The organism is Micromonospora sp. NPDC049580 (genome assembly GCF_040675595.1).
Lineage (GTDB): Bacteria > Actinomycetota > Actinomycetes > Mycobacteriales > Micromonosporaceae > Micromonospora.
Genome location: NZ_JBFAPG010000544.1, coordinates 1 through 3,915 on the forward strand (window position 1 = coordinate 1; position 3,915 = coordinate 3,915).

4 protein-coding genes are annotated in these 3,915 nt (G+C 73.0%); 1 reads left to right on the forward strand and 3 read right to left on the reverse strand.

Annotation, left to right across the window (positions count from 1 at the left end; translation table 11 throughout):
- Positions 1 to 150 precede the first annotated feature (150 nt).
- The 3 genes from AB0J68_RS28710 to AB0J68_RS28720 form a co-directional block, all read right to left on the reverse strand.
- Positions 151 to 1,338 (reverse strand): FAD-dependent oxidoreductase, encoded by a 1,188-nt coding sequence (locus AB0J68_RS28710; protein WP_363941586.1) that lies wholly within the window; start codon positions 1,336 to 1,338, stop codon positions 151 to 153.
- A gap of 82 nt (positions 1,339 to 1,420) precedes the next feature.
- Entirely contained in the window at positions 1,421 to 2,365 is a 945-nt protein-coding gene (locus AB0J68_RS28715; protein ID WP_363941589.1) for an RNA polymerase sigma-70 factor, read from the reverse strand.
- A gap of 87 nt (positions 2,366 to 2,452) precedes the next feature.
- A complete protein-coding gene (locus tag AB0J68_RS28720; RefSeq protein WP_363941592.1) occupies positions 2,453 to 3,115 on the reverse strand; it encodes a hypothetical protein in 663 nt (220 codons plus the stop codon).
- A 74-nt stretch (positions 3,116 to 3,189) separates the two neighbouring features.
- On the opposite strand from AB0J68_RS28720, the gene AB0J68_RS28725 reads away from it, so the two are divergent.
- Positions 3,190 to 3,915 (forward strand): class I SAM-dependent methyltransferase (locus AB0J68_RS28725; RefSeq protein ID WP_363941595.1); only part of this gene is annotated, 726 nt, incomplete at its 3' end.

Below are 3,915 nucleotides of genomic sequence, written 5' to 3' on the forward strand. Positions count from 1 at the left end.
GCCGACGCCGAGCCCGACGAGGACGGCAGCGGTCCTGACTGGCTTGCGCACAAGCTCTCCTCGGGTGGCGGGGGACGTCTGTTCACGTTCCAGCATGACGACCGGGTCAAGCATGGACCGCAGGGTTCACCGCGAGCCCCGGCTGGCCCGTCACGACACCGTCGCGGCGTTCTCCGTCCGGGTGGTGGTGACGCGGCGGCGGCGCACCGGGTACGGGATCGGGTGGGAGATGCTCCAGGCGGCGCCCCTGCACACGACCTCCTTGTAGCGGGCCGCCAACCGTCCGGTGAGCAGGGACGGCTTGGCCCGGTCGTCGGCGGTCACGTACTGGATGATGCCGTCGCGGCGGCCGAGGCTGATGCACTGGTTGAAGTAGCGCAGTGGGGCCTTGGGGATCTTCACCCGACCGGTCAGCCGGGCGGCGATGGCGTCGGCCGCCTGCCAGGCCATCGGGGTTCCCGAGGCGCAGGACATCCGCAGCGGCTTGCCGCCCGGCCCGTCGGCGAGCCCGGCGTCGCCGACGGCGTACACCTCGGGGTGCGAAACGGAGCGCATGGTGTCGTCGACGACGATCTGCCCGGTGGCCGCGACCGTCAGGGTCGTGGCGGCGGCGATGGGGTGGACGGCGAAGCCGGCCGTCCACACGGTCACCTGCGCCGGGATCGTCCGACCGTCGCCGGTGACGACGCCGGTCGCCTCCACCCGGGCGACGTCGGTGTGCTCGTGGACGGTGATGCCGAGCCGGGCCGCGACGCCCCGCAGGTGCTGTCGCGCCTTCCCGGTGAGCCAGTCACCGAGGCCGCCGCGGGTGGCGAGCGCGACGTCGAGGTCGGGCCGGGCCTCAGCGATCTCGGTGGCCGCTTCGAGGCCGGTGAGGCCTCCGCCGACGACGAGCACGGTCGCGCCGGCCGCGAGGTGGGCGAGGCGGTCACGCAGCCGCAGCGCCGACGGCCGGCCGGCGATGTCGTACGCGTGCTCGGCGACACCGGGCACGCCGTGGTCGGCGGCGGCGCTGCCGAGGGCGTAGACGAGCGTGTCGTACGCGATCTCGTCGGCGCCGCGCTCGTCGGTAAGCGCGACGGTCCTGCGGTCGACGTCGACGGCGGTGACCCGGGCCCGTCGCATCAGCACGCCGGTGCCCGCGTACACCTGGCTCAGCTCGTGGCGCTTGAGGTCCTGGCCGGTGGCGAGCTGGTGCATGCGGACCCGCTCGACGAAGTCGGCCTCGGCGTTGACGACGGTGATCTCGATGTCGTCGGGGTGCAACCGGCGGGCGAGGCGGCCGGCGGCGATCGCTCCGGCGTAGCCGGCTCCGAGGACGACGATGCGGTGCTTCATGGCGGCACTCCTGTCTCGGCGATGGTCGCTACCTGAACCGGACAGCGACGAGATTGCTGACAGGAGTCGGCTATGACCTGGGTCACCAGACGTGCAGGAGTGGTTCGGAGTGTGCGGCGACGGACCACTGGCGGGTGACGCGTTCGAGCTTGTCGGGGTTGACCTGGACGCGGATCGCCGCGACCCCCTGGGGTGTCACCTCCAGGGACATGACGCCGACGACCTGCTGGCCGGTCACCACCACCACCGCGGGGCCGCCGTTGACGACCTCGGCGTAGAGGGCGGGGCTGCCGCCCACCAGGTTCCGCTTGACGTCGCTGGGCCGGAACAGACCGCGCAGGAACTTCGCCACCGCCAGCGCGCCGACGACCGCTGTCGTGCGGGCCGGGATCTTGCCGCCGCCGTCGCCGACGCTGGTCACGTCCCCGGTCAGCAACTCCACCAGCCGCTGAATCTGACCGCTGTTGGCCGCCGTGAGGAACTCCGTGACGATCCTCCGCGCGGCGGCGTCGTCGACCTCGGCATGCGCCCGCTCGACGGTGACGTGCTGCTTGGCACGCCGGTAGATCTGCTGGCAGTTCGACTCGCTGACGCCGAGGATCTCGGCGATCTCACCGTGCGGGTAGCCGAACGCCTCGCGCAGCACGTACACCGCGCGCTCGTTGGGTGACAGCCGCTCCATGAGGGTGAGCACCGCCATCGAGACCGATTCGCGCTGCTCGACGGTGTCGACCGGGCCGAGCATCCGGTCCCCGGCGAGGACCGGCTCGGGAAGCCACGTGCCCACGTAGGTCTCCCGCCGGGCGCGCGCCGAGGTGAGCTGGTTGAGGCACAGGTTGGTGAGCACCCTCGTCAGCCACGCCTCGGGCGTCTCGACGTGCTCCCGGTCGGCGGCCTGCCAGCGCAGGAACGTGTCCTGGACCGCGTCCTCGGCGTCGCTGGCCGAGCCCAGCAGCCGGTAGGCGATCGCCTCCAGGCGGCCCCTGGAGCGCTCGAACACCTCGACCTCATCCGGACGCAGCGGCATGGCTCGACAGTAGCCGCGTCCGTCGCGTGGCCGGCCGCCCACCGGGCGAGGCGCAGCGGGCGGTCGGAACCGGCCCGCGCCGGCGGCTCAGCAGGCGGACCGCAGGTGGTTGTTCCGGTACCACGAGCAGATCTTCGACACGCCGGGCTTCTGCGCCAGCTGGCGGCGCAGTTGGTCCTGCCCGTCGGCCGACAGGCCGGGCGTGAACTCGACGAAGCTGGTCGGGCCCTCGTCGCCGTACCGGGTCTGCACGCCGCCCACGCTCCCGTCGCCCGGCCCGACGAGGTCGGCCACTGCGGAACCCGCGTCGGTGTGGACGACGAAGCCCACCGGCGGGGACGTCAGCGAGTCGTGCACCGCTCCGGCTGACGCCACGACCGGGACGACCACCAGCGCCGCGCCGACGAGCACCGACAGCCGGGCCCGCCACGGCGACCAGCGCGGATCCGCGGTGGTCGCCAGCAGGACCAGCAGCGCCGGCAGGATCCCGTCCGGCACGGGCCCGCAGGCCAGGACGAGCAACGGGACACCCACCGCCAGGCAGGCGTACGTGAACTGCCGCCGCCGCGCGACGAACAACGGGACCACGGTCAGCGCGACCGCGACCCACCCGATCCGGAAACGCAGGGTGTCGCCCCCGGTCTGGTACGTCCAGCCGAGACTGACCACGGAGGCCACCAGCGCGGTCACCACCAGGATGCGCTGCCACGCGTGGACCCTGTGCACCGTCGACGTCCGGATCATCGTCACGGCGGCAGTGTGCCAACCCGGCGCAACGAGGCGCTGCACACCTGCTCCACGGGCGGCTGTCGTATCGTGCGGACATGACACACCCGGTGTGGGCGGACGCCGATGCGTACGAGGCGTACGTGGGTCGGTGGAGCTGCCTGGTCGCGGGCGATTTCGTACGCGGACTGGCCGTGGCACCCGGGCGGCACTGGCTGGACGTGGGCTGCGGCACCGGCGCGTTGACCTCGACGGTCCTCGGCGAGGCCGATCCCGCCCGGATCACCGGCATCGACCCCTCGGCGGGCTTCATCGCTCAGGCGCGTGCCCGCGTCCAGGATGCGTGCGCGAGCTTCCACGTCGGTGACGCCCGCGCTCTGCCGGTGGCCGACCGTGCCGTCGACGTGGTGGTCAGCGGGCTGACGCTCAACTTCGTGCCCGAGCCGGCGCGGGCGGTGGCCGAGTTCGCCCGGGTCGTCCGGCCGGCGGGGGTGGTGTCCGCCTACGTGTGGGACTACACGGAGGGCATGGCGATGATGCGGCACTTCTGGGCCGCCGTCGCCCACCTCGACCCGGCCGCGGCGGGGCGGGACGAGGCGAGTCGCTTCAGCGTGTGCCGGCCCGGCCCCTTGCGGGAGCTGTGGGTGGACGCCGGCCTGCGGGACGTGTCGGTCCGGCCGGTGGACGTACCGACGGTGTTCGCCGACTTCGACGACTACTGGCGGCCGTTCCTCGGCGGGCAGGGCAGCGCTCCGTCGTACGTCACCTCGCTTGGCGAGCCGCAACGGGCGGCGTTGCGGGACCTGTTGGCCGCCCAGTTGCCG